This window comes from Variovorax sp. Root473 (genome assembly GCF_001426505.1).
In the GTDB taxonomy this organism is placed as follows: Bacteria; Pseudomonadota; Gammaproteobacteria; order Burkholderiales; family Burkholderiaceae_C; genus Variovorax.
Genome location: NZ_LMEV01000017.1, coordinates 831,427 through 854,286, shown reverse-complemented (window position 1 = coordinate 854,286; position 22,860 = coordinate 831,427). Strand labels below are relative to the sequence as shown.

The following is a 22,860-nucleotide window of genomic DNA, read 5'->3' as shown; positions in this document are numbered from 1 at the left end:
CGGGCCTCACATGTGCGCCGGCAGCCACGTCACCAGCTGCGGCACGGCCATCAGCAGCAGCGTGAACGCGATCATGATCAGCGCGTACGGCAGCGCACCCCAGATCGCGTCCTGGATGCCGCCCTTGTCGGGACGGATGCCATGCACCACGAACAGGTTCATGCCCACCGGCGGCGTGATCAGGCCCAGCTCGCACATCAGCACGATGAAGATGCCGAACCAGATCGGGTCGATGCCCACCGCGACGGCGATCGGGTAGGTGATCGGGATCGTCGCCACCTGCATCGACAGCACGTCCATGAACATGCCCAGGACCAGGTAGAACACGATGAGCGCCAGGATCAGCCCGGTGGCCGACAGGCCCTGGCTCGCGACCCACTTCGTCATCGCTTCGGCCACGCCCGTGAGGCTCACCGTCAGATTGAGGATGAAGGCGGCCACGACGATCAGCAAGATCATGCCGCTCACGCGCGCCGTCGAGATGAAGCAGTTGCGCAGCAGCTCCCAGTTGAGCTTGCCCGACTGCCAGACGAAGCCCAGCGCCGCGAGCACGCCCAGCGCCGCGCTCTCGGCCGCCGTGGCGATGCCGAAGTACAGGCTCCCCATCACGATGCCGAACACCACCGCCGGCGGCACCAGGTGCACCAGCACGCGCAGCCGCTCGCGCAGCGGTACCTTGGGCTCGCGCATCGCGTTGCCGCTGGCCAGGCTCGAGATGGCGATCCACAGCATGAAGCTCAGCGTGAGCAGCAGGCCCGGGATGATGCCGGCCACGAACAGCTTGCCGATCGAGTTGTTGGTGAGCGAGCCGTACACGATCATGTTCACGCTCGGCGGAATCAGGATACCCAGCGTGCCGCCCGCGGCCAGGCTGCCCAGCGACGCGCGCATCGGGTAGCCTCGCCGCTGCAGCGACGGCAGTGCCACCGTGCCGACCGTGGCCGCGGTGGCCACCGACGAGCCCGAGGTCGCCGCGAACAACGCACAACTGCCGATGTTGGTGTGCAGCAGCCCGCCCGGCAGGCGGCCCAGCCAGGCCGACAACGCGATGTACATGCGGTCGGCGATGCCCGAGCGCAGCAGCAGTTCGCCGAGCAGCACGAACAGCGGCACCGACGTGAGCAGGCTCTCGTTCTGCACGCCCCACACGACCGGTGCGATCGAGTCCATGAAGGGCGCGCCGTAGGCGGCAATGCCGCCGATGATGCCGATGGCCGCCATCGACACCGCAATCGGCAGGCCAAGCAGCATCAGGGCGAGCATCGCGAAGAATGCGAATCCGATCAGGCCGATGTTCATGGTGCGGCTCCTCCGGCGTGCTGCCGTGCCTTGAGATCGTCGAGTTCTTCCTTCAGCTCTTCCTTCGCGCTCTTCGGATGGAAGTCGTTGTTCAGCGTGCGGATGTCGCCGCTGGCCAGCAGCCGCGTCGCGCGCCATGCCAGCGCGCAGGCCACGAGCGCGAAGATCACCAGGCCCGCATACCACACGCCCTGCGGAATGATCAGCGGCGTGGCCCAGGGCGTCTGCGCGGTGCTGCGGTAGGCCGTCGTGTCCTGGATCACCTTGAACGCGACCCAGGCGATGAACAGCGAAAACACCGCCAGCGAGACGATCGAGAGCCAGTTCAGCAGCGCCTGCACGCGCGGCGAGAAGCGCTCGTGGAACACGTCCACGCGGATGTGGTTGCGCCCCAGCAGCGACAGGCTGAAGGCCAGCGTCGAACCGACCGCCAATGCGTAGCCGCCCAGCTCGTCCGCGCCCTGCAGCGAGATGTTGAACAGCTTGCGCGAGATCGTCTCGATGGCGACGACGAAGGCCAGCCCCAGGAAGATGGCGCCGAAGGCCGTGGCCAGCACGGTCTCCATGCGGGCCCTGAAGTCGTTGTGCCGAGTGTGCGCAGAGGCCGCCGTGGCGGATTGCCGGTCGCGGGTCATGGCGACGCTGTTCATTGCAGGCCCAGCACCGGTGCCACCGTCGCCTGCCAGGTCTTCAGGCAGCTTGGGTTCGACTTGTTGCACACCTCCGCCCACACCGGCAGCGACACCTTGGTGACGGCGCCGCGCAGCAGTTCGGTGTCGGCGGGCGCGACGGGCACGTCGATCAGCTTGAACTTCTTGCCGGTGGTGCACGGGTCCTTGCCGGCGTTGCAGTTCAGCGCGTCCTTGAAGAGCTCTTCGGAGTACTTCCACATGTCGTCGCTCAGCGTGTCGAAGGCCTGCTTCATCTTGAGCTTGGCATCGGGCGCCAGCGCGTTCCACGACTTCATCGTCATGCCGTAGCCGTTCAACGCCATCTGGAAGCCGATCGGCATCTGGTGTGTCGTCACCTCCGGCCAGCCCGCCGAGTTGGCCGAACTGGGCCCTGTGATGGCGCAGTCGACCACGCCCAGCGACAGCGACTGGTGCGTGTCGGCGAAGGACACCGGCACCGGCGTGCCGCCCACCATCTCGATGAACTTGGCCAGGTTCTGGTCGTACACCCGGACCTTCAGGCCCTTGATGTCGGCCAGCCTGCTGATCGGCTTCTTGCAGAAAAGAATCTGCGGGCCGAAGGGCCACACGGCCAGCAGCTTCACGCCGAACTGCGCCTGCAGGCGCGCATCGACCGTGTCGAAATAGGCCTTGGCCACCTTGCGGCCGGTGGCGTAGTCGGGCGCCGCGCCGACCAGGTCCAGGCCGAGGATCGTGGGCTCGTCGCGCGAGTTCTGCGACACGCGCAGCGACACGAGGTCGAACAGACCCGCCTTCATCACGCGCAGCTGCTCGGTGTCCTTGATGCCCAGCGTGTCGATGGGCTTGTAGTCGACATCGATCGGCAACCCGGTGCGGGCCGCGAAGTTCTCGAAGAACGGCTGCTCCTTGTTCTTCTGGAGCAGGCCGGTGGCCAGCGGCTGGCCGATGGCTTTCATCTTGATGCGGTCTTGCGCGTGGGCCGCGGGCAACGCGAGCACCGCGGCCAGGACAACTGTGGCGAAAGACTTGAAGCGAGGGTGGAACGGCATGAAAAACTCCAGCGAAGAGGTGGGTGGGAAACAGCGCGGCATCGAAAGAAGACGTGCCATTGAATCCCGCAGCGGCGCCGCGCAGCGGACTATTCCGCTGCGCGGGACGGTCGAAAAAACCGGTTTGGAATCAAGCACTTGGCGCGTTGCGCCAGTGGAAGACGCGCTGCAGGCGCAGGCGCTTCAGCGACCGCCGTAGGCCGCGGTGATCTCGTCGGCGGCGGCACGCACGGTGGCGCCCAGGTGAAGGAAATCGGTGCTCTTGATGCGCTGCGTCGGGCCGACCAGCGAGATCGCGCCGAAGGGCTGGCCATGCTCGTCGCGGATGGCCGCGGCAATGCAGCGCAGCCCGACGGCGTTCTGCTCGTCGTCGATCGCATGACCCGCACGGCGCACTTCGCCCAGCGTTTCGTGCAGCCGCGAGGCGCGCGCGATCGTGTTGTTCGTGAGCTTGGGCAAGCCGTAGGTGCGCAGGTACTGCAGCACGTCCTCCTCGGACATCGCCGCCAGGATCGCCTGCCCCATCGCAGTGCCATGCAGCGGTGCACGAAAGCCCGGCTTGCCGATGGCACGCATCAATTCGCGGCTCTCGATCTGCGTGACGAAGACGATGTCGCCCAGGTCGGCGATCCCCAGGTTGATGCTTTCGCCGGTGCTGTCGCGCAGCCGACGCATCACCGGCAACGCCAGGTGCGCGATGCGCCGGCGCCGACCGAAAGCCGAGCCCACCGAGAAGCAGCGCACGCCCACGTACCAGAGGTTCGTCTCGCGATCGAACTGCACGAAGCGCCGCTGCTCCAGCGTGGTGAGCAGCCGGTGCGCGGTCGACGACGACAGGCCCGTGTGCGCGGCGATGTCGACCAGCCGGAAGCCTTCGTCGTCCTCCGCGAGGAGTTCGAGCAACTGCATGGCGCGCGTGAGCGACTGCACCGTGCTGTCGTTGTCGCGGTCGATGCGGGTGACCTTGGGGGTCTTGGCGGAGGTGCGCGGCGAGCTGGCTGTCATGGCGTGCCTTGTGCAAATTGCGTGCCATTTGGCCTGCCCGTCCGGCGCGCGATCTGGCCGCAGATGGTCTGCGACAAAGCATGCGTCAAAAACAGTGTTTACACTGATGTTGACATTTTTTAGAACATCAAGGAAGCCGGTCGCACGGCCGACATGTCCGAGCCCGAGGTGCGCGACGACGACGCCCTGATCCGCCCGCAAGGCAACGGACCAAAGCCGCCGTTGGTGCCGACGGATTACCATCGACCGGGCCACGCTGCCTTCAAGCCCATGAACGTCGACACCGCCTCCGCGCCCCCCGCCATCGCCCAGGAAATGCCCGCGCCCGATGGCCCGCTGTCGCGTGCGCGGCCGGGGCGGGAACGCATCATGGCGGCCATCCGCACGGCGGCGGTGACCGAGTTCAGCCTGCACGGCCTGAAGGGCACCTCGACGCAGGCCATCGCGGCGCGCGCCGGCCTCACCAAGCCCCAGCTGCACTACTACATCGCCGGCAAGGAAGAGCTCTACGAAGAGCTGCTGATGCAGGTGCTGCATGCCTGGAAGGTGGTGTTCTCGTTCGAGGAGGCCAGCGGCCCGGCCACGGTGCTGGGCGACTACATCCGCAAGAAGCTCGACCACGCATTCGACAACCCCGAGATCTCGCGCATCTTCACGCGCGAAGTGCTCGACGGCGGCCGCAACCTCGACCGCTACTGGCCCAACGCGCAGGCCTGGACGCAGAAGAAGGTCGACATCATCAACGGCTGGATCGCGCGCGGCCAGATGCGCCCGCTCGATGCGCGCCTGCTGCTGATGCACATCTGGGCCATGACCCAGAGCTACGCCGACTACGCGATCCAGACCCGCGTGATGCTGGGCCTGCCGCCCGAGGCGCCGATCGACCGCGAACCGATCGCGCGGGAACTGGTGGCCTTCGTGCTGGGCGGCTGCGGCATCAAGCCGACGACGCCCTGACCTCCCAGGCGCGGCCCGTCGGGTCGGCCATGGCCAGGCGCACCATCTCGATGAAGCGGCGCAAGCGCGCCGGCTGGAAACGCGCGGGCGAATAGGTCAGGTACACGGGCAGCGGCGCCGCATGCCATTGCGGCACCAGTTGCACCAGCCGGCCGGCGGCGATGTCGTCGTTCATGAGCCAGGCCGAGCCGATGCAGGCGCCGAGCCCCATGACCGCCGCGCTGTGCAGCGCGTAGAGGCTGTCGGTGCTCATGCGCGGGCGGATCGGCACGCGCGCGAGCTCGCCGCTCGGCCGGTGGGTGAGCTGCACCTCATTGCGATAGAAGGTGCGCAGCGCGAGCCACGGCAACTCGGCCAGCTCCGAGGCGTGCGTGGGCGGATTGCGTCCTTCCAGCACCGACGGCGCGGCCACCACCACACGCGGCACCTCCGAAAGCTTGATGGCCACGGCCATGGTGTCAGTCACCTCGCCGACCTGGATCGCGCAATCGACCCCCTCGGCAATGAAGTCGGGCCGGCGGTCGTGCAGCAGCCATTCGACCGACACGCGCGGATAGGCGCGCAGGTAGTCGGCCAGCGGCCCCACCAGCAGCAGCTGCCCCAGTGCATGCGGCGCCACCACGCGCAACGTGCCCTCGGGCTCGTCGCCCACGCCGCGCAGGTCGGCCTCGAAGGCGCGCCAGCTGGCGATCAGTTCCCGCGCGCCCTCGTAGCAGCGCTCGCCGTCTTCGGTGAGCTTCATGGCGTGCGTGGAGCGGCGCAGCAGCCGCACGCCCAGCGAGCGCTCCAGCGCCTGCAAGCGGCGGCTCACGGTGGGCTGGGTCGCGCCCATCCGCAGCGCGGCCGCCGAGAGGCTGCCGGCCTCGACGATGTGGACAAAGGTCTGCATGAGTTCGATGCGATCGACGGCGGGGGAAACGGGCATGGCTTTGTTTTATGCATTCAGCGTATAGGCATTGTGCGGCGCCCGGGACTACCAAGCCAAGTCTCTACAGGGCACATTTCATAGCTCGCTTCGATATTCAAGGGTTAACGCCATGTCTTCCATTCAAATTGCGCATGCAGCGACCACCGTGCAGAGCCGCGACCTGCCGGCCTCCTTGGTGCTGCTGCTGGCCACCGGCGCGGGCCTGTCGGTGGCGTCGCTCTACTACGTGCAGCCGATGCTCGGCGTGCTGGGCGCCGACATCGGCGCCTCCGCCCGCGCCGTGGGCCTCATTCCCACGCTCACGCTGCTGGGCTACGCGCTGGGCATCCTGCTGCTGGCGCCGCTGGGCGACCGCTTCGATCGCCGCCGCATCGTGTTGATCAAGGCGGCGGCGCTGTGCGCTGCGCTGCTGGTGGCCGGCGCCGCGCCGTCGATCGGCGTGCTGCTTGCGGCCAGCCTGGCGATCGGGCTGGCTGCCACGATGGCGCAGGACATCGTGCCCGCCGCCGCAACGCTGGCGCCCGACGCCACACGCGGCAAGACGGTCGGCACGGTGATGACGGGCCTGCTGCTGGGCATCCTGCTGTCACGCGTGGTGAGCGGCTTCGTCGCCGAGCACTTCGGCTGGCGTGCGATGTTCATCGCGGCCGCGGCCAGCATCGCACTCATCGGCGCGGCCGCCTGGCGCGGACTGCCGCGTTTCCGGCCGACCACGCACCTGGCCTACGGCGCACTGCTTGGTTCGCTGGGCACGCTGTGGTCACGCCATGGCGCGCTGCGCCGCGCCGCGTTGGCGCAGGCGCTGCTCGCGGTGGGCTTCAGCGCGTTCTGGTCGACGCTGGCGGTGATGCTGCACGGCGCGCCGTTCCACCTCGGCAGTGCCGCGGCCGGCGCCTTCGGGCTGGCCGGCGCGGCGGGTGCGCTCGCGGCGCCGCTGGCCGGGCGCCTGGCCGACCGGCGCGGCCCGCAGCTGGTGACGCGCCTGGGCGCCGGGCTGGCCGTGGTGTCGTTCGCCGCGATGGGCCTCGCGCCGCTGATGACGCCGCATGGGCAGCTCTGGCTGCTGGCGCTGGCGGCCGTCGGTTTCGACCTCGGCCTGCAGGCCACGCTGATCGCGCACCAGACCATCGTCTACGGCATCGAGCCCGGCGCGCGCAGCCGCCTCAACGCGGTGCTGTTCACCGGCATGTTCATCGGCATGGCGGCGGGCTCGGCACTGGGCGCCCTCTGCCTGGCGCAATGGGGCTGGGCCGGCGTGACGGCGCTGGCGACGGGCACGGCGGCCGCGGCCCTGGCCGTGCGGCTGCTGCCCGCGCCTCGCAACGCCTGAGCCGGCCCGCGCCGATGCTCAGTCGGCGCAGCGGAAGGAGGCCGCGAGGCTCACGTCGCCGGACCCCTTGTACTGCGGCCACTTCGGGTAGTCGCACAGCGGCCGGGTGCGCCCGGGCACGCCCGCCGTGTCGGTCGTCACCTGCCCGGAGGGGGCGACGCCCTTCTCGGCCCACTGTTCCAGGGCGGTGAGCGAATCCCACGTCGCATTGAAGACGCTGCTCACTGCATGACCGAGGCCCGCGACCTCGTAGTAGCGGACGAAGGAATCGACCTGCGCAAGCCCCAGCCGCGATTGCAGGCGCTGGTAATACTGCTCGGTGGCCCGCGTGCTCACCAGCACGTCGGCCAGCCCGTGGGCGAGCAGCAGCTTGCCGCCGCGCGCCTTGAACGCGGAGATGTCGGTGCTGACGTCCAGTTGCGTGCTCAGCGCGCTGATGCGGTTGGCCCACGGACCGGCGTTTTCCGGATCGAGCGAGAGCGAGTCATAGAGCGGATCGCGCGTCACCGAATACTTGATCCACTGATCGGTGAGCACGCTGATGTAGGGCGCGCTCGCCGGCATCGGCCGCCCCGGCTGCGAGGTGCCGAGCGCGAGGAAGGTCACCACCGGCTCCAGCGGTGAGGGCCAGGTGGTGATGCCCAGGTCGGCGCCCCACACGTTGTAGCCCGGGTACTGCGTCTCCCCGCTCGCGAGCAGGTAGTTGAAGTTGGTCGGCGTGTCGATGGTCTTCAGTGCCGCGATCTGCGCATCCGACAGGCAGGTGTTGCCGGTGTCGCCACCGCCCGGGCAGCGCACGGGAACGCCGGCCAGCGTAGCCGTCGATGGATCGAAGCGCGCGTTGCAGAGGTTCTGGTTGCTGATGAGGCCGTCGGTGGCGCCGTCGAGCGCATCGCATGCCTCCATCGCGGCCTTGTAGAGCACCTCGCGCTTGGGCACGTTGGGGTAGGCACCCGGTTGTGCGAGCGCGCGGCTCATGCGGTGCCCGGCCAGCAGCGCCGACGCATCGTTCCACGCGGGGTACCAGGCGATCGCACCATCCCAGTCGGCCGGCCAGCGCTGGATGGCCGTCAGTGCTTCGCGCCCGCCGGTCGAGCCGCCGGCGAAATACGCCTTCAACGGGCTGGCGGCGTAGCGCGCCTTCACCAATGAGAGCGCCACGTCGTGCACCTTCTTGAGCACGTCGCCGCCGAAGTTGCGCACGGCCTCGTCGTTCAGGCCGAAGGAGCCGTCCTGCGAACCGAGTGCGTTGGCCTGGTGGCCCGAGTCGCTCGCGAAGGTGGCGTAGCCGCGGCCCAGCGGCGTGGGCTGGTCGACGGGCCCGTTGGGCACATTCCCCTTGACGTTCGGGATCGTGCCGTTGAACCCGCCGCCGCCGAACATGACGACCTTCTGGTTCCAGCGCGTGGGCAATGCCAGCTGGAACAGGATGTTCGGCGCGGCCGCATCGACCGGCGCGATCTTGCCCGCGACCTCGCAGTACTCGGGCACGGCGGCTGCACCGCTGCCGCTCGCGGCCACGGTCTTGACGGAGGTGACGGTGGCGCCGGAGGTAGGCAGGCCGATGGCCGATGCGGGGACGGTCATGCCCTGCAACTGGTCGCAGGTAAGCGCCACGGGTTGCGAAGGCGGCGGCGAAGAGGCCGGGGGCGGCGATGCGGGCGGTGGCGCGGCCGGGGGCAGGGTCACGAACGGGAAGCCGCCGCCGCCACTGCCGCCGCCACCGCAGCCGGCGAGCATGGCCGTCGCTGCGAGGCAGGCTGCGGCCACCAGGGCCAGGTCTCTGTTGCTGGATTTCATGGGTCTGTCTCCGATGTCTTTGTGAGTTGCTTGTGCGGCCTTCTTTCGAGGCCCGGCAAAGTCTCGCGCGGGCCGCTCCCGAATCCAATGTGCGAACCCGACATCGGCGGGGCGCATCCGATGTGGTGCCCCCATGCCGTGAAAACCCTCGCCGCGCCCTCAGTTCGCGGTTACGCGCCAGGCAGCGCCATCTCGATGCCGGCCTTGGAAAGCTCCAGCTGGTACTGCTCGAAGCCGGTGCCGGGCACGCGCTCGTCCTGGCGGTCCAGGATCTCCTCCATGCGCGAGCGGACCTGCGCCACCGGGTCTTGCGCGTCGCCGATGAAGATGCCCTGTGTCATCGTGATGTTCGCGCTCTCGAAGCTGCCGGCACCCGCCAGCAGGATGGTGCGCGTCGGCGCGTCCTCGCCCACCAGCGCGACGAGCCCCGGGCTCACGTTGGCCGGCGCGAGCCGAGCCAGCGCCTCGGGCGGCAGCACGCCCTCGGTCATGGCCGTCGCGGCCGTGGGCGCGAGGCAGTTCACGCGGATGTCCTGCTTCGCGCCTTCGAGCGCGAGCGTCTGCATGAGGCCCACGAGCGCCATCTTCGCGGCGCTGTAGTTCGACTGCCCGAAGTTGCCGTACAGGCCCGACGAAGACGTCGTCATCACGATGCGCCCGTACCTGCGCTCGCGCATGTGCTCCCACACCGCCTTCACGCAGTGGACGGTGCCCATCAGGTGCACGTCCATCACGCGCCGGAAATCGTCGAGCGACATCTTCGAGAAGGTCTTGTCGCGCAGCACGCCCGCGTTGTTCACGAGGATGTCGATGCGGCCCCATTCGCCGATGGCGCGCGCGGCCATCTGCTCCATCTGCGCGAAATCGGTGACGTCGCCGCCGTCCGCGATGGCCAGGCCGCCAGCTCGCACGATCTCGTCGGCCACCGCCCGCCCCGGCGAGCCTTCGTGCCGGCCCGCCACGTCGTTGACCACGACGCGCGCGCCATGCCGGGCGAGCGCCATCGCATGCGCTCTGCCCAGGCCGCTGCCGGCCCCCGTGACGATGGCCACGCGGCCGTCCAAGAACTTCTTCATTGCTACTCCTGATGGATATGAATGGCTTGTTTGGCCCGGGCGTTCAGAACGCGACCGCATCGCGGCCCTTCAGGCCCAGCATGGCGCGCGCCTCGTCGGGCGTGGCGATCTCGAGCGAGAGTTCTTCCAGGATCCGACGGATCTTGCGCACCTGTTCGGCGCACGACTTCGCGAGCTGGCCCCTGGCCAAGTAGAGGCTGTCTTCCAGGCCCACGCGCACGTTGCCGCCCATCACCGCGCCCATGGTCAGGAGCGGCATCTGGTGGCGGCCCGCGCCGAGGATCGAGAAGCGGTAGCCGTTGCGGCCGAAGAGGCGGTCGGCGGTGGTGCGCATCACCACGAGGTTTTCCGGGTCCGGCCCGAGGCCGCCCAGAATGCCGTAGATGCTCTGGATGAAGAGCGGCCCCTTGATCAACCCTTCGTCCACGAAATGCGCGAGGTTGTAGAGGTGGCCCACGTCATAGCACTCGAACTCGAAGCGCGTGCCGCAGTCTTCGCCCAGCACCTTCAGGATGTGCTTGATGTCGCGGAAGGTGTTGCGAAAGATCAGGTCCTCCATGCCTTCGACATACGGCTTCTCCCACTCGTGCTTCCACTCGGCGACGCGCCGCGCGGCCGGGTGGATCGAGAAGTTCATCGAGCCCATGTTCAGCGAGCACATCTCGGGCCTGGCCTGCAGCGGGTAGGCCAGGCGCTCCTCGAGCGTCATGCGCGTGCTGCCGCCGGTGGTGATGTTGATGACCGCGTCGGTGGCATCGCGGATGCGCGGCACGAAGGCGTCGAAGATCTTCGGGTCGGCCGAGGGCCGGCCGTCTTTCGGGTCGCGCGCGTGCAGGTGCAGGATGGCGGCGCCGGCCTGCGCGGCCTCGATCGATTGCTCGGCGATCTGGTCGGGCGTGAGCGCCAGGTGCTCGGACATCGTCGGCGTGTGGACCGAGCCCGTGACCGCGCAGGAAATGATGACCTTGTCTTGGTGAGTTGTCGTTGCCATGTCGGATTCGCAGCGGTGAATGAAAGGAGAAAAAAGTCAGACCGCAAGCCACTCGGCCACGAGCTTCTCGTTGGCGGCCAGTTCCTGCGGCGTGCCCTCGAAGACGATGCGCCCGTGCCCCATCACGCACACGCGCGTGGAGACCTTCAGCGCAATGGCCAGCTTCTGCTCGACGAGCACGACCGAGACGCCCTTGCGGTGCATGTCGCGGATGCATTCGGCCACCTGCGCAACGATCTTGGGCGCGAGGCCCTCAGTGGGCTCGTCGATCAGCAGCACCAGCGGATTGCCCAGCAGCGAGCGGCACATCGTGAGCATCTGCTGCTCGCCACCGGACATGCTGCCCGCCTTGGTGTTGCGGCGCTCCTTGAGGCGCGGGAAGTAATCGAACATTTCCTCGATGCGCCAGCGGTGCGCGCCGGGCACGGGCGTCTGCTCGCCCATGCGCAGGTTCTCGTCGACCGTGAGGTTGGCGAACACCTCGCGCTCCTCGGGCACGTAGCCGATGCCGGCGCGGCAGATGGCGTAGGGCCTGGCGCCCGCGAGTTCGCGGCCTTGCAGCCGGATATGGCCCGAGGTTGGCGTGACCAGCCCCATGACCGCCTTCATCGTGGTCGAGCGGCCTGAGCCATTGCGGCCGAGCAGGCTCACAACCTCGTTGCGCGCGACCTGCAGGTTCACGCCGTGCAGGATGTGGCTCTTGCCGTAGTGGGCGTGCAGGTCTTCGACGTGCAGCAGGGTTTCGGTCGCGGCGCTCATGCGGCCACCTCCTCGCCCAGGTAGGCTTCCTTCACGCTCGCGTTGGCGCGGATCTCGTCGGGCGTGCCGGTCGCGATCACCTGGCCGTAGACCAGCACGCTGATGCGGTCGCTGAGCGAGAACACCACGTCCATGTCGTGCTCCACGAGCATCAGCGCACGCCCCTTGGTCACTTCGAGAATCAGTTCGGCGGTGTAGTGCGTCTCCTCGTTGGACATGCCCGCCATCGGTTCGTCCAGCAGGATCACCTTCGGGTCGGAGGCGAGCGTCATCGCGATCTCGAGCGAGCGCTGCTCGGAGTACGCCATCTCGCCGGCGATGGCGCCTGCGCGGCTTTTCAGCCGCACCAGTTCCAGCAACCGGTACGTTTCTTCGCGGACGCGCCGGTCGCTGTCGATGAATTTCCAGAACGTGTAGGCGAGCCCGTGCGGGCGCATCACGGCGAGGCGGATGTTCTCGAACACGGTGAGTCTTGGAAAGATGTTGGTGATCTGGAACGAGCGCGCCAGGCCCAGCCGATTGATCGCCTGCGGCGTGCGACCGCCGATGGCGTGGCCGTCGAAATGGACCGTGCCCGCGCCTGGCGCGAGGTGCCCCGAGATGAGATGGAAGAGCGTGGACTTGCCCGCGCCGTTCGGGCCGATGAGCGCATGCCTTTCGGTACCGAGCAGGTCGAGGTCCACGCCGCGCATGATTTCCGTCGGGCCGAAAGACTTGCGCAGCCCCCGGATGCTGAGGATCGGATCGCTCATGCGACACCTCCCGCGCACTCGGTGGCTTGCTTGAGTTGCCGCTGCCCGACCCATGCGAGCAAGGCGCCCGCGCCGATGAGCACCACCGGCACGGCCCACGTCGCCACCGCCGTGGGCGACCAGGCGCGCGCGAGCAGCGTGACCGGCGGCCACGCGCCGCCCGCGGCGAGCTTGGCCATCGCCCGGTAGTCCTGCGAGAAGATGCGCTGCAGCATCTCGACCGCGAACGCGCCGCCCATGCTCAGCAGCACTGCGGCGGCGACCGGCAACAGCACCAGCGGCATCAGGCGCGCGATGCCGATGCGTTGGCGCAGCTGGCTCGCCGTGCCGATGAGGCCCGCAAGTCCCGAGGGCATGAACATCATCACGAGCACGAACAGGATGCCCTGGTAGAGCAGCCACGACTGCGTGAGGTCCGACACGGCGTAGCCGAAGAAGGTCATGAGCGCCGCGCCGAACGCGGGACCGAGGAACACCTTCACGCCGCCGATGTAGGTGTTGAGCACGACCGCGGCCGAGAGCGCCGGATCGAACACCACGTAGTTCGCCGATTCGTTGGACACCACCTGCAGTCCGCCCGCGATGCCCGAGAACATCGCCGAGATCGCGAACACCCCCATGCCCAGGCCGTGCACGTTGTAGCCGAGGAAGCGCAGCCGGTGGCTGTTCTCGCGCAGGCCGTAGGCGAGCCGGCCCATGGGCGTGCGCGTGAACAGGTACAGCAGCAACACCGACAGCAGCACCCAGGCGAGCGTGAGGTAGTACACCTGCGTGGTCGATCCGAAATCCAGGCCCCATGCCGGCATGCGCATGGTGGACACGCCGGCCTCGCCGCCGAAGAGTCCCTTGAGGTGCGGCGCGAGCGAGTGCACCAGCTCGGCGATGGCGAGCGTGATCATTGCGAAGTAGGTGCCGGTGCGCTGGGTCGCGAACCAGCCGGCGATGCCGCCGAAGACAAGGCCGCAGGCGGCGCCCGCGAGCGGCATCAGGGGCGTGGGCAGGAGCCCCGCGCCGCCGATGGCGTTCATCGCATGCACGGTGCCGAACGCGCCCACGCCGAAGTAGGCCGCATGCCCGAACGACAGCATGCCGGCCTGGCCGCACAGCAGGTTGTAGGCGCTCGCGAACAGCGCGGCGATGAGCATCTGGATGGCCGCGTTCAGCAGCCCCTGCGACAGCAGGAACGGCAGCGCGGCGAGCGCCGCGATGCCCGCGAGGACGAGGAGAAGCGCCGTTTTCATCGCGTCACACCTTCTCGCCCATGAGGCCACTGGGCCGCACGAGCAGGATCAGCAGCATCAGCGCGAACGGAATGGTCGCGGACAGGCTGGAGATCTTCAGCGTCATCAGCCCGCCGACGCTCGCAGCCCACTCGCCCGCGCCGAAGAGCGCGAACAGGTCAACCAGGCTCCGGTCCACGCCGACGGCCAGCGAGGTGACCACGCCGATCAGCAACGAGGCCAGCATCGCCCCGCCGAGCGAGCCCAGCCCGCCGACCACGACCACCACGAACACCATCACGCCCAGCTCGAGCGCCATGTTCGGGTTGGTGGTGTAGAACGCGCCGGCCACGGCGCCCGCCAGGCCCGCGAGGGCCGCGCCCACGCCGAAGACGCCCATGAAGACCAGCGGTACGTTGTGGCCCAGCGCCTCGGCCATGCGCGGCTTGTAGATGGCCGAGCGCACCACGATGCCCACGCGCGTGCGCGTCAGCAGCAGGTAGATGACCACGAACATCGCGATGGCGACGCCGCCCATCAGGAGGCGGTACACCGGGTACTGCGCGCCGCCGACGCTGAAGGCCGACACATCGAGCGCGGCGGGAATCCGGTAGTCGACCGGGAAGTTGCCGAAGAAGAGCTTGATCGACTCGGCCACGATGAACGAGAGGCCGAAGGTCAGCAGCAGCTCATGTGCATGCCCGTGGTGGTGCACCCGCCGAAGGAAGAAGCGCTCGACCACCACGCCCACCAGCCCCACGAGCACCGGCGAGACGACCAGTGCGAGCCAGAAGCCGATCGCGCCCTGCAGCGTGTACGCGAAGTACGCCCCGAGCATGTAGAACGAGGCGTGAGCGAAATTGAGCACGCCCATCATTCCGAAGATGAGCGTGAGCCCGGCGGACACCATGAACAGCAGCAAGCCGTAGATGACGCCGTTCATGAGGGAAACGATGATCTGGTCCATAGGTTTTCTCGGGGGCAGCCGAAGCTGCGCCGGCCGAGGCGCCTTCGCCCCGCCGGCCTGGTGAAAGTTCAGGGAATGCGCGGGCTCAGCGGGGCCGCTTCATGGCGCAGCTGGCCTGCGCGGGCGTCGACGCTTCCTGTGCGGTGAAGCGCTTGACGGGCTTGAAGCCCATGTCGGTGTCGTCGACCTTGAACTTCGCATCCTTGGTGACGGTGGACACCACCATCGGCAGCTGCGCCTGGTGGTCGGCGGCGCGCATGCTCATGTCGCCCATCGGTGTCTTGATGGTGGTGGCCTCCAGCGCCTTCGCGAATGCGTTGACGTTGAGCGCACCGCCTTCGGGCCCGGTGCGCTTCAATGCATCGGCCACCATGGCCATGCCGAAGACAGTTTGCGGCTCGATGAACACCGGCACGTGGCCGGTCTTGGCCTTGTAGTCGTTGACGAAGCGCTCGCCCTCGGCGCCGCCGGCCTCGGGGTTGAAGGTCTGCACGACGAAGTGCCCGACGGCCAGGTCTCCGGCATTGGCGAGGTTGCCCGGCTGGTCGAGGTAGACCGTGCCGAAGCGCGCCTTCAGGCCCGCCGACTTCGAGGCCTTCATCAGCAGCAGCAGGTCGTTGGACCAGTTGCCGGTGAGCACCGAGTCGGCCTTCGACGCGGCGATCTTCGCGACGTAGGGCGCGAAGTCCTGCACCTTGTTGACGTCGTGCAGCGTCTTCTCGACGACCTGGTAGCCGCCCGCCGCCGCGTTGTCGGCGATGGCCTTCTCCATGTCCTGGCCCCAGGAGTAGTTCTGGTTGATCGAGTAGACCTTGGTGCCCAGCGCGTTGGCCTGCTTCATCGCGCTCACGAGCGCCTTGGTGCGCACCTGCGGATCGCCGCCGAAGCGGAAGTGATGGAAGTTGCACTTCTCGCCGGTGAGCTCCAGCGCTTCGGCGCCGACGTTGAGGTAGACCATCTCCTTGCCGGGGTTGCGCAGGTTGTACTTGCGCACGTCCTCGGTGATCTGCCCGCCGATGGCCGACGAGGCGCCCTGCACGATCAGCTGCACGCCGTCGGCGGCGGCTGCCTTGAGCTTGTCGGCCGCACCCGCGGGGCCGCCCTGGTTGTCGTATTCCAGCAGTTGAACGGGCTCGCCGTTCCAGCCGCCCGCGGCGTTGATCTGGTCGATGGCGTAACGCACGGCGGCGCGGTAGGCCTGCCCCGACGAGGCCTGCGGACCCGAGAGCGTTTCGAGCACGCCGATCTTGACCGGCGCGGCGGATGCGGTCGATGCGGCGCCGCAAAGAAGGCCCACCGCGGGAACGAGAGCGAAGGCGAGTGCGTTGAACTTGTGCATTGATGTCTCCATGCTTTTTATGAAAGGAAATCGAAAGGGGATGCAGCGGCCGCTGCCGAGGGCTCAGAGGTATTCCATGTTCCCGTCGACGCTGATCGCCTGGCCGGTCAGGTTGCGTGCCGCGGGCGAAGAAAGAAAGAGCGCCATGGCCGCCACGTCGTCCAGCGTGACCATGCGGCGCAGCGAGATCTTCTGCAGGTACTGCGCGCGCATCGCCTCCACCGACACGCCCGCGGTCGCCGCGCGCGCACCGATCACGCTGTTCATGCGCTCGCCTTCCACCGTGCCCGGAAGGATCGCATTGACGCGCACGCCGTGCGGACCGAGTTCGATCGCCAGCGATTTCATGAGCCCGACGATGGCCCACTTGGTCGCGGCATACGGCGTGCGGAAGGCATAGCCCAGGCGCCCCGCGACCGAGCTCATGGCGATGAGGCACGGGCTTTGCGTGGACTGCTTGAGCAGGGGCACCGCGCGCTGGGCGAAATAGAACTGGCTGTTGAGGTTCACCGACACCGTCCGCTCCCAGTCGCCGCGGTTCAGGTCCTGGATCGCGCCGGTCGGCCCCGCGATGCCGACGTTGCTGACCAGCACGTCCAGCCCGCCGAGCGCGCCCTGCACGTCGTCGAAGACGAGGTCGACGTCGTCGGGCACCGACGCGTCCGCCATGCTCGAGGTGATCTCCGGTGCCTCGATGGCCAAACGGTCGAGGGCGCCGCGATCGATGTCGCACACATGCACGCGCGCGCCGGCTTCGCGAAAGGCGCGGGCAACGGCCGCGCCGATGCCCGAGCCGCCCGCGGTGACCAGCACGCGCAAGCCGGGCGCGGGCCGCAGTGAATCGATGATGCTCATGGGATGTGTGGTGATGTCTCGTGTGAACGGTTCGGCACGGCAAGTGTCCGCAAGCCCCCTGCCAAAACCTATGTGCGGCAAACACACATCCGAAGCCCGTGCGATGTGATCCATGGCGCACGCGGTGCGCACCCGCGTGGACTAGGGCTTGGGCCCATGCCCATGCGCGCATCGTTCTGCTAGCCTTCGCGCCCTATGCCGGCACCGCCCCAAGAACGAAAGCGAACGAACGGCCCGTCGCTGGGCCAGACAGGCGACGAGATCGCACCCGACCTCATCGGCCTCCTGCACCGGAACGCATCCGCAGAGGAGTTCGCGGCCTGCCTCGCGCATGTCGAGTCGCTGCCCGATGCACTGCAGCGCAAGCCCGGGTTGGTGGAATTGGTGCGCATGGCCATGGCCCTGCGCAACCGGCTCGAGCTTCACGAGCAGCGCGAACGCGGCATGCTCGCGGTCATCGAATCGGCGCAGGACCTGTCGAGCCGCCTCGATCTCAAAGGCCTGCTCAAGGCCATCGTGAGCCGCGCGCGCAAGCTGATGGGCGCGCACCTGTGCTGGCTCACGATCTACGACACGGCGAGCGGCGAGTTCCAGGTGGTCGTGGCCGACGGCGCCATCTCCGACCGCACCGGCAAGATGACCGCCGGCAGGAACCTGGGCGTCGCAGGCATCGTGATGTCCACGCGCCTGCCCTTCTTCACGCCCGACTACCTGCACGACAACCGCTTCGCGCATGACCCGGCGCTGGACGACACCTTCCGCGACGAAGGCGTCGCCGCGCTGGTCGGCGCACCGCTGATGTGCGACGACAACGTGATCGGCCTGCTCTTCGTGGCCGACCGCTACCACCGCACGCACACGGCGCTGAACGTGTCGATCCTCTGCACGCTCGCCACGCACGCCGCGGTCGCCATCAACAACGCCAAGGCTTTTGCAGAAGCGAAGACGGCGCTGGAGAACGCAGACCTCGCGCGTGCGGAACTGGAGCGGCATGCGCGCGATGTGCAGGAGGCGTCCGAGGCGCACGAGCAACTCACCTTGCTGCTTGCGAAGGGCGCGTCGCTCGGTGCGCTGTGCGAGTCGGTCGCGCAGCTTCTGAACGGCAGCGTGCTGGTGCTCGACGAAGCCAGCGAAGTGACTGCCCGGGCCACTGCACAGGGCTACGTCGGCACGGCGAGCGATGCCTATGCGCCGCACGACGAACACAGCGCAGCGCTGGCGCAGGCGCTGCGCGAGAGCCGCCAGGCCGGCCGCTCGGCCGTCGCCTACACACGCGATGGCGAGCTGTGCCGCGCGATCGCGGTGATCGGCGGCAACGACGTGCTCGGCGCGGTGCTGCTCTTTCGGCACGAGGACCTGCGCGACATCTCGGTGCGCACCTTCGAGCGAAGCGCGAGCGTCATCGGCGTCGTGCTGCTGTCGCAGGAGCGCGTGGAAGCGAGCAAGAGCCGCGATGTCTCTGCGCTGCTGCACACGCTCATCTCGCCCCGGCAGGACGAGCCCGCCCTGACGCAGGACCGCGCCGAGCGCTTCGGCCTCGATCTCTCGCAGCCGATCTCGCTGATGGTGGTCGCGATGGAGCAGCCGCGGCCGGGTTTCTGGGCACGGCGCCTCAGGACCGGCGCACCTCTTTCTGATCTGGTGATGGATGAAGTCGACGGCGCGCTAGCCATCGTGTGTGGGGCGACGAAGGCACAGGATGTCCTGGCGCAGTTCACCGCATTCGCCAGCCGCGAACTCGGCGATGCCTACCGGGGCGTGCTGTCGAGGCCGGTGAGAACGCCCGCCGAGATGCCGGCCCTTTACGCGACGCTGCGGCGCGCGCTCGCGGTGCTGGGCCGCCTGGGCATGCGCGGCCACATCGTCGGGCAGAACGAGATGGCGCTGTACTCGGTGCTCTTCGAGACGCACGACCAGGCGAGCCTGAACACCTTCTTGAACGCAGCCATCGGCGCCGTGATGAGCCACGACAGGAAGCGCGGCTCGGACCTGACGGCCACGCTGCTGGCCTATTTCGACAACAACCAGAACGCGAAGACGACCGCGGCGCGCATGGGCATCCACGTCAATACGGTGCGGCAGCGCCTCGCGAGCGTGGAGGAACTGCTGGGGCATTGGGGCAACGCGAGCCGGGCGCTGGAGATCCATGTGGCGCTGAGACTCTGGAGCCTTGGCATGGCGGGCGAGGCGCCGGCGCTCGAAAGCTGACCCCGGCCGGCCCTGCCGGGCCCTGATCGCGCCATCCAAGAGAAATCACCAGTCCGGTGCATCCGGATTGGCACGCCGCTTGCATAACCTGACCACTTGCTCTGATTAAGCGGTCAAACACAACATGCGCGTGCTCGTCGTCCACTGCCCCCCGGTCGAAACCGGCTTCCATGCGGCCCTGCGCCAGGCAGTGCCGAAGAACCTGCGCGCCGCCAGGCACGAGGCGGGAGACCGCGACCTGCACGCCGGGGGCTTCAACCCCGTGCTCTCGCGCAAGAAGCGCCTCGGCTGCCACGACGTGTCGACCCACCAGCCGCCGCTCCAGCCGTATGTCGAGCGGCTTCAGGGGGCCGAGGGCTACCGCGCCCACTGCCACATGAACGTGGCGACCGAGCGCCAGCTCACCCGCTTCATGGCGCGCTTCGCATGAACGCGCCCGTGCTGCTCGACAACGCGCGGCTGCCGCGATGGCTGCTGCCCGCCGACTGGCCGCAGCACAGCGGCGCGCCTGTGCTGGCGCACATCGCGCTCGACGCCGGGCGCGTGCAGTCGGTGCGCCCCGCCGGCGATGCCGCGCCATCGCCCCACAGCTGGGACCTCGCCGGCACGCTCGCCCTGCCCGCCTTCGTCGACGCGCACACGCACCTGGACAAGGCATTCACGCTGCCGCGCATGCAAAAGGTGCAGCCCGGCCTGCTCGGCGCCATCGACGCGATGCTGGCCGACCGCGTGCGCTGGACGCCTGCCGACGTGCGCGAGCGCGCATCGCGTGGCCTGCAGTGGGCCTGGGAATGCGGCACCACGCATGTGCGCACGCACGTCGACTGGTGGGAGCCCGACGCGGTGCCCATGGCCTGGCCCGTCATGGCCGAGCTGGCGCAGGAATGGGCCGGCCGGGTGCGGCTGGAGCAGGTTGCGCTCATCAAACTGCCGCTGTTCGAAGACGCGGCGCAGGCCTTGCGCCTGGCGCAACAGGTGAAGGCCACCGGACCGCACGCGCTGCTCGGCGGCTTCGTGCACTCCACCAACTGGAGCGAGAACGCCCTGCGCAACCTGCTGGTTTCGGCGCAGTCGTGCGACCTCGACATCGACCTGCACGTGGACGAGGAACTCAACGCCGCGGCCGTCGGCCTGCAGACCACCGCGCGCCTGCTGCGCGAGATCGGCTACGAAGGCCGCGTGGTCTGCGGCCACATCTGCGCGCTGGCGGCCCAGCCCGAGGCACAGGCCTTTGCCACGCTGGATGCCGTGGCGCGTGCCCCGATCACCGTGGTGTCGCTGCCCGCCACCAACCTGCTGCTGCAGGACGCCGTCACCGGGCGCACGCCGCGCCAGCGCGGCCTCACGCTGGTCAAGGAAGCGCAGGCGCGCGGCATTCCGCTGCTGTTCGCGAGCGACAACGTGCAAGACCCCTTCTGCCGCCTGGGCAGCTTCGACCCTGTCGAGGCGCTGGGCACGGCCGCGCTGGTGGCGCAACTCGACGAGCCCTTTGACACCTGGTCGCAGGCGCTGTGCCGCGCCGACTGGCTGCGGCGCGAGCCTGCGCCCGCGCAGCCCACGCTGGTCGGCATGGCGGCCGACCTCGTGCTCTTCACCGAGGCCGACCGCTTCGGCTGGCCTTCGCGCACTGCATCGCGCGTGGTGCTGCGCGAAGGCCGCGTCGCGCGCGGCGAGTTGCCTGCCGCGTGGCGCACCGCCGCCCACGCCATCGCCTGACCTCCCTTCATCGCACCGAACGACCCCAAGGACTTTTCATGCTGCACGGCTACATCCCGCCCCACCGTTTCCTGCCCTACCTGAGCTGGACCGAAATCGCCGCGCTGCCCGAGCGCGAGGACACCGTCATCGTGCTGCCGTGCGGCGCGATCGAGCAGCACGGCCCGCACCTGCCGTGCTCGGTCGACAGCGTCATCGCCTCGGGCGTGATGGGCAAGGCCCTCGAGAAGCTGCCGGCCGAGGTGCGCGCCTTTGCGCTGCCACCGATCACCTACGGCAAGTCGGAAGAGCACCTGCACTTTCCCGGCACGATGACGCTCACGGGCACCACGCTGCTGTCGACCGTGATCGAAATCGGCGAGTCGGTGTACCGCTCGGGCTTTCGCAAGCTGCTGTTCGCCAACGGGCACGGCGGCCAGCCGCAGGTGCTGGAGATGGCGGCGCGCGAACTGCGCCTGCGCCATGGCGACTTCGTGATCGTGCCGCACGGCGTCTCTCGCCTGCCCAGCGCGGCCAGCCGGCAGGTCAGTGAACAGGAGAAGAAGCTCGCGATGCACGCGGGCCATTCAGAGACCGCGCTGATGCTCGCGCTCGCGCCCGACACCGTGCACATGGAGCGCGCGGTGGCCAACTTTCCGCCGCCCTTCCCGATCAAGCTGCTGTCGGCCGACGGCCGCCCGGCCTGCGCCTGGACCGCGCGCGACTTCGGCCCCAGCGGCGTGATCGGCGACCCGACCAGCGCCACGCGCGAACAGGGCCTGGCGATCCTGGACACGCTCTCTGACAGTTGGGCGCAGGCGCTGACCGAGCTGTACGCGCTGCGCTGGCTCGTGCGCGAGGAAGCCACCTGGGAGCGCGGCCACCAGCAGGGCTTCATCCAACAGTCGTTCGAGCCCGCCTGAACCGCGCCCGCAGCAGTCCATTTTCTTCAACCCGTTCTTCCACCCTGCCTTCGAGAGGTTCCCACCATGCGCTCCTTCGCTCTTTCCCTGGCCGGCGCCGCCGCGCTCGCCCTGTCCGCTACCGCACCGGCGCAGGCCCAGGACAAGTTCACGTACATGACCAACTGGTATGCACAGGCCGAGCACGGCGGCTTTTACCAGGCGGTGGCACAGGGCATCTACAAGAAGCACGGCCTGGACGTGACCATCAAGATGGGCGGCCCGCAGGTCAACATCACGCAGATGATGGCCGCGGGACAGGCCGACTGCATCATGGGATCGAGCGATATCCAGATGATGCAGGTGCGCGAAGGCGGCGTGCCGGTGGTCAACGTGGCGGCCTTCTTCCAGAAAGATCCGCAGGTGCTCATCGCGCACGATGACGTCAAGAAATTCGAGGACCTGAAGGGCAAGACGCTGCTCATCGGCGCCCAGGCCAACCGCGGCTACTGGCCCTGGCTCAAGGCCCGGTTCGGCCTGAAGGACGAACAGACGCGCCCCTACACCTTCAACATCCAGCCCTTCGTGGCCGACGCGAACACCGCGCAGCAGGGCTACCTGACCTCCGAGCCCTACGCGATCCAGAAGGCCGGCGTGAAGAGCACCGTGCTGATGTTCAGCGACCACGGCTATCCCTCGTACGCCGTCACCGTGTCGTGCATGGACAAGACGGTGAAGGAGCGCAGCAAGCAGGTCGCGGCCTTCGTGAAGGCTTCGGCCGAAGGCTGGAAGAGCTACCTGGCCGACCCGGCACCGGCCAATGCACTGATCAAGAAAGACAACCCCAACATGACCGACGACCAGCTCGCCTACAGCGTGGCCAAGCTGAAAGAGATGGGCATGGTCACGGGCGGCGACGCGGCCAGGCTGGGCATCGGCGTGATCACCGATGCGCGCGCCAAGGCGAGCTACGACTTCCTTGTCGCCTCCAAGCTGCTCGACCCGGCCAAGGTGGACCTCACCAAAACCTACACGACCGAGTTCGTGAAGGACGCCAAGGTGTTGCCCTGAACTT

At 68.3% G+C, this 22,860-nt stretch carries 22 protein-coding genes; 8 read left to right on the top strand and 14 right to left on the bottom strand.

Annotated features, from left to right (window positions below; all coding sequences use genetic code 11):
- Positions 1 to 6 precede the first annotated feature (6 nt).
- The 3 genes from ASD34_RS17300 to ASD34_RS17290 are packed head-to-tail and all read right to left on the bottom strand — an operon-like array spanning position 7 to position 3,001.
- A complete protein-coding gene (locus ASD34_RS17300) occupies positions 7 to 1,299 on the bottom strand; it encodes a TRAP transporter large permease (protein ID WP_056579851.1) in 1,293 nt (430 codons plus the stop codon).
- Entirely contained in the window at positions 1,296 to 1,949 is a 654-nt protein-coding gene (locus tag ASD34_RS17295) for a TRAP transporter small permease subunit (RefSeq protein ID WP_082548773.1), read from the bottom strand. Before ASD34_RS17295 ends, ASD34_RS17300 begins: the two co-directional genes overlap by 4 nt.
- Positions 1,946 to 3,001 (bottom strand): TRAP transporter substrate-binding protein, encoded by a 1,056-nt coding sequence (locus tag ASD34_RS17290; protein WP_056579849.1) that lies wholly within the window; start codon positions 2,999 to 3,001, stop codon positions 1,946 to 1,948. The genes ASD34_RS17295 and ASD34_RS17290 overlap by 4 nt, the downstream gene beginning before the upstream one ends.
- Here ASD34_RS17290 and ASD34_RS27580 point away from each other — a divergent pair.
- On the top strand, positions 3,000 to 3,200 hold the full coding sequence (locus tag ASD34_RS27580; RefSeq protein ID WP_157609701.1) for a hypothetical protein: 201 nt from the start codon (positions 3,000 to 3,002) through the stop codon (positions 3,198 to 3,200). The genes ASD34_RS17290 and ASD34_RS27580 overlap by 2 nt on opposite strands.
- Here ASD34_RS27580 and ASD34_RS17285 read toward each other — a convergent pair.
- Positions 3,185 to 4,006, bottom strand: a complete 822-nt coding sequence (locus ASD34_RS17285; protein WP_056579847.1) for an IclR family transcriptional regulator — start codon at positions 4,004 to 4,006, stop codon at positions 3,185 to 3,187. The genes ASD34_RS27580 and ASD34_RS17285 overlap by 16 nt on opposite strands.
- 270 nt (positions 4,007 to 4,276) lie before the next feature.
- Between ASD34_RS17285 and ASD34_RS17280 the strand changes: the two genes are divergently transcribed.
- Positions 4,277 to 4,963: a TetR family transcriptional regulator C-terminal domain-containing protein gene (locus tag ASD34_RS17280; RefSeq protein WP_200937598.1), complete on the top strand. Its 687-nt coding sequence runs from the start codon at positions 4,277 to 4,279 to the stop codon at positions 4,961 to 4,963.
- Here the strand turns inward: ASD34_RS17280 and ASD34_RS17275 are convergent.
- Positions 4,944 to 5,888, bottom strand: a complete 945-nt coding sequence (locus ASD34_RS17275) for a LysR family transcriptional regulator (RefSeq protein ID WP_056579845.1) — start codon at positions 5,886 to 5,888, stop codon at positions 4,944 to 4,946. The two genes, ASD34_RS17280 and ASD34_RS17275, sit on opposite strands and share 20 nt — an antisense overlap.
- A 112-nt stretch (positions 5,889 to 6,000) precedes the next feature.
- On the opposite strand from ASD34_RS17275, the gene ASD34_RS17270 reads away from it, so the two are divergent.
- Positions 6,001 to 7,221: an MFS transporter gene (locus ASD34_RS17270; protein ID WP_056579843.1), complete on the top strand. Its 1,221-nt coding sequence runs from the start codon at positions 6,001 to 6,003 to the stop codon at positions 7,219 to 7,221.
- A gap of 18 nt (positions 7,222 to 7,239) precedes the next feature.
- Here the strand turns inward: ASD34_RS17270 and ASD34_RS17265 are convergent, their stop codons facing one another.
- From ASD34_RS17265 to ASD34_RS17225, 9 genes are all read right to left on the bottom strand, one after another.
- On the bottom strand, positions 7,240 to 9,021 hold the full coding sequence (locus ASD34_RS17265; protein WP_056579841.1) for a tannase/feruloyl esterase family alpha/beta hydrolase: 1,782 nt from the start codon (positions 9,019 to 9,021) through the stop codon (positions 7,240 to 7,242).
- 170 nt (positions 9,022 to 9,191) lie between these two features.
- On the bottom strand, positions 9,192 to 10,097 hold the full coding sequence (locus tag ASD34_RS17260) for an SDR family NAD(P)-dependent oxidoreductase (RefSeq protein ID WP_056579839.1): 906 nt from the start codon (positions 10,095 to 10,097) through the stop codon (positions 9,192 to 9,194).
- A 43-nt stretch (positions 10,098 to 10,140) separates the two neighbouring features.
- Positions 10,141 to 11,088 carry a 3-keto-5-aminohexanoate cleavage protein gene (locus ASD34_RS17255; RefSeq protein WP_056579837.1) on the bottom strand — a complete coding sequence of 316 codons (948 nt, stop codon included), beginning with the start codon at positions 11,086 to 11,088 and terminating at the stop codon, positions 10,141 to 10,143.
- A gap of 36 nt (positions 11,089 to 11,124) precedes the next feature.
- Positions 11,125 to 11,847: an ABC transporter ATP-binding protein gene (locus ASD34_RS17250; RefSeq protein WP_056579835.1), complete on the bottom strand. Its 723-nt coding sequence runs from the start codon at positions 11,845 to 11,847 to the stop codon at positions 11,125 to 11,127.
- Entirely contained in the window at positions 11,844 to 12,599 is a 756-nt protein-coding gene (locus tag ASD34_RS17245; protein WP_056579833.1) for an ABC transporter ATP-binding protein, read from the bottom strand. The genes ASD34_RS17250 and ASD34_RS17245 overlap by 4 nt, the downstream gene beginning before the upstream one ends.
- Positions 12,596 to 13,840, bottom strand: coding sequence for a branched-chain amino acid ABC transporter permease (locus ASD34_RS17240; RefSeq protein WP_056579831.1), 1,245 nt, complete (start codon positions 13,838 to 13,840; stop codon positions 12,596 to 12,598). Before ASD34_RS17240 ends, ASD34_RS17245 begins: the two co-directional genes overlap by 4 nt.
- Before the next feature lie 4 nt (positions 13,841 to 13,844).
- A complete protein-coding gene (locus tag ASD34_RS17235; protein WP_056579829.1) occupies positions 13,845 to 14,786 on the bottom strand; it encodes a branched-chain amino acid ABC transporter permease in 942 nt (313 codons plus the stop codon).
- An 85-nt stretch (positions 14,787 to 14,871) separates the two neighbouring features.
- Positions 14,872 to 16,125 carry a branched-chain amino acid ABC transporter substrate-binding protein gene (locus ASD34_RS17230; RefSeq protein WP_056579827.1) on the bottom strand — a complete coding sequence of 418 codons (1,254 nt, stop codon included), beginning with the start codon at positions 16,123 to 16,125 and terminating at the stop codon, positions 14,872 to 14,874.
- 63 nt (positions 16,126 to 16,188) lie between these two features.
- A complete protein-coding gene (locus tag ASD34_RS17225) occupies positions 16,189 to 16,980 on the bottom strand; it encodes an SDR family oxidoreductase (protein ID WP_056579825.1) in 792 nt (263 codons plus the stop codon).
- A 195-nt stretch (positions 16,981 to 17,175) separates the two neighbouring features.
- Here ASD34_RS17225 and ASD34_RS17220 point away from each other — a divergent pair, with 195 nt between their 5' ends.
- The 5 genes from ASD34_RS17220 (at position 17,176) to ASD34_RS17200 (ending at position 22,856) form a co-directional block, all read left to right on the top strand.
- Complete coding sequence (locus ASD34_RS17220; RefSeq protein ID WP_056579823.1) at positions 17,176 to 19,188, top strand: helix-turn-helix domain-containing protein; 2,013 nt, start codon at positions 17,176 to 17,178, stop codon at positions 19,186 to 19,188.
- A 124-nt stretch (positions 19,189 to 19,312) separates the two neighbouring features.
- Positions 19,313 to 19,618: a hypothetical protein gene (locus tag ASD34_RS17215; RefSeq protein WP_056579821.1), complete on the top strand. Its 306-nt coding sequence runs from the start codon at positions 19,313 to 19,315 to the stop codon at positions 19,616 to 19,618.
- Positions 19,615 to 20,904: an amidohydrolase family protein gene (locus ASD34_RS17210; protein ID WP_056579819.1), complete on the top strand. Its 1,290-nt coding sequence runs from the start codon at positions 19,615 to 19,617 to the stop codon at positions 20,902 to 20,904. The genes ASD34_RS17215 and ASD34_RS17210 overlap by 4 nt, the downstream gene beginning before the upstream one ends.
- Before the next feature lie 38 nt (positions 20,905 to 20,942).
- Entirely contained in the window at positions 20,943 to 21,806 is an 864-nt protein-coding gene (locus tag ASD34_RS17205; RefSeq protein ID WP_056579816.1) for a creatininase family protein, read from the top strand.
- A gap of 66 nt (positions 21,807 to 21,872) precedes the next feature.
- Positions 21,873 to 22,856 carry an ABC transporter substrate-binding protein gene (locus tag ASD34_RS17200; protein ID WP_056579814.1) on the top strand — a complete coding sequence of 328 codons (984 nt, stop codon included), beginning with the start codon at positions 21,873 to 21,875 and terminating at the stop codon, positions 22,854 to 22,856.
- Positions 22,857 to 22,860 lie beyond the last annotated feature (4 nt).

Bases quoted from the DNA above. Each gene is read 5' to 3' on its own strand.
- ASD34_RS17260 (WP_056579839.1), bottom strand. From the start codon at position 10,097: ATGAAGAAGTTCTTGGACGGCCGCGTGGCCATCGTCACGGGGGCCGGC.
- ASD34_RS17210 (WP_056579819.1), top strand. From the start codon at position 19,615: ATGAACGCGCCCGTGCTGCTCGACAACGCGCGGCTGCCGCGATGGCTG.
- ASD34_RS17200 (WP_056579814.1), top strand. From the start codon at position 21,873: ATGCGCTCCTTCGCTCTTTCCCTGGCCGGCGCCGCCGCGCTCGCCCTG.
- ASD34_RS17225 (WP_056579825.1), bottom strand. From the start codon at position 16,980: ATGAGCATCATCGATTCACTGCGGCCCGCGCCCGGCTTGCGCGTGCTG.
- ASD34_RS17245 (WP_056579833.1), bottom strand. From the start codon at position 12,599: ATGAGCGATCCGATCCTCAGCATCCGGGGGCTGCGCAAGTCTTTCGGC.
- ASD34_RS17240 (WP_056579831.1), bottom strand. From the start codon at position 13,840: ATGAAAACGGCGCTTCTCCTCGTCCTCGCGGGCATCGCGGCGCTCGCC.
- ASD34_RS17295 (WP_082548773.1), bottom strand. From the start codon at position 1,949: ATGAACAGCGTCGCCATGACCCGCGACCGGCAATCCGCCACGGCGGCC.
- ASD34_RS17285 (WP_056579847.1), bottom strand. From the start codon at position 4,006: ATGACAGCCAGCTCGCCGCGCACCTCCGCCAAGACCCCCAAGGTCACC.
- ASD34_RS17215 (WP_056579821.1), top strand. From the start codon at position 19,313: ATGCGCGTGCTCGTCGTCCACTGCCCCCCGGTCGAAACCGGCTTCCAT.
- ASD34_RS17220 (WP_056579823.1), top strand. From the start codon at position 17,176: ATGCCGGCACCGCCCCAAGAACGAAAGCGAACGAACGGCCCGTCGCTG.
- ASD34_RS17235 (WP_056579829.1), bottom strand. From the start codon at position 14,786: ATGGACCAGATCATCGTTTCCCTCATGAACGGCGTCATCTACGGCTTG.
- ASD34_RS27580 (WP_157609701.1), top strand. From the start codon at position 3,000: ATGAAAAACTCCAGCGAAGAGGTGGGTGGGAAACAGCGCGGCATCGAA.
- ASD34_RS17265 (WP_056579841.1), bottom strand. From the start codon at position 9,021: ATGAAATCCAGCAACAGAGACCTGGCCCTGGTGGCCGCAGCCTGCCTC.
- ASD34_RS17270 (WP_056579843.1), top strand. From the start codon at position 6,001: ATGTCTTCCATTCAAATTGCGCATGCAGCGACCACCGTGCAGAGCCGC.
- ASD34_RS17255 (WP_056579837.1), bottom strand. From the start codon at position 11,088: ATGGCAACGACAACTCACCAAGACAAGGTCATCATTTCCTGCGCGGTC.
- ASD34_RS17230 (WP_056579827.1), bottom strand. From the start codon at position 16,125: ATGCACAAGTTCAACGCACTCGCCTTCGCTCTCGTTCCCGCGGTGGGC.
- ASD34_RS17250 (WP_056579835.1), bottom strand. From the start codon at position 11,847: ATGAGCGCCGCGACCGAAACCCTGCTGCACGTCGAAGACCTGCACGCC.
- ASD34_RS17205 (WP_056579816.1), top strand. From the start codon at position 20,943: ATGCTGCACGGCTACATCCCGCCCCACCGTTTCCTGCCCTACCTGAGC.
- ASD34_RS17300 (WP_056579851.1), bottom strand. From the start codon at position 1,299: ATGAACATCGGCCTGATCGGATTCGCATTCTTCGCGATGCTCGCCCTG.
- ASD34_RS17275 (WP_056579845.1), bottom strand. From the start codon at position 5,888: ATGCCCGTTTCCCCCGCCGTCGATCGCATCGAACTCATGCAGACCTTT.
- ASD34_RS17290 (WP_056579849.1), bottom strand. From the start codon at position 3,001: ATGCCGTTCCACCCTCGCTTCAAGTCTTTCGCCACAGTTGTCCTGGCC.
- ASD34_RS17280 (WP_200937598.1), top strand. From the start codon at position 4,277: ATGAACGTCGACACCGCCTCCGCGCCCCCCGCCATCGCCCAGGAAATG.